The organism is Cognatundibacterium rivi, assembly GCF_018139565.1.
GTDB classification, from domain to species: Bacteria; Pseudomonadota; Gammaproteobacteria; order Burkholderiales; family Burkholderiaceae_D; genus Undibacterium; species Undibacterium rivi.
In genome coordinates this window covers 1-348 of the sequence record NZ_JAGSPK010000014.1, presented here as the reverse complement: position 1 = coordinate 348, position 348 = coordinate 1, and the positions used below count along the sequence as shown (strand labels likewise).

Sequence of the window (348 nt, the reverse complement as noted above, 5' to 3'; positions counted from 1 at the left end):
CGATGACGCCGGGAACAATTGACGGTCCCGCCGCTTTCGGTGCTTCTGCCACAGGCGCCGGTGGCGCTTTGCTGAACACCGGGTTTTCAGGTTTGACGTTGGATACGGCAGAAATGGTGTTCTGCGGTTGTACCTGTGGTTGTACCTGCACTTCCGGCGGCGGAATAAATGGTGGCGGTGGGGCCAGCAGTTTCGGCGGCGGTGGTGGTGGCGTATCTGGCGGTGGTGGCGGTGGCGGCACTTCTTCGACAATTTTTGTCTCTAAAGGCTTTTGCACGATTTCGATGAGCTTGGTGCCCAAGCCATTGAGCAGTGCATACACCAGCACTACGTGAAACGCTATGACCA

Annotated in this window: 1 pseudogene; it reads right to left on the bottom strand. The window is 57.5% G+C overall.

The window, feature by feature from the left end:
* Nucleotides 1-348 (bottom strand): annotated as a pseudogene (locus KDM87_RS17650) (energy transducer TonB); the annotation flags it as partial.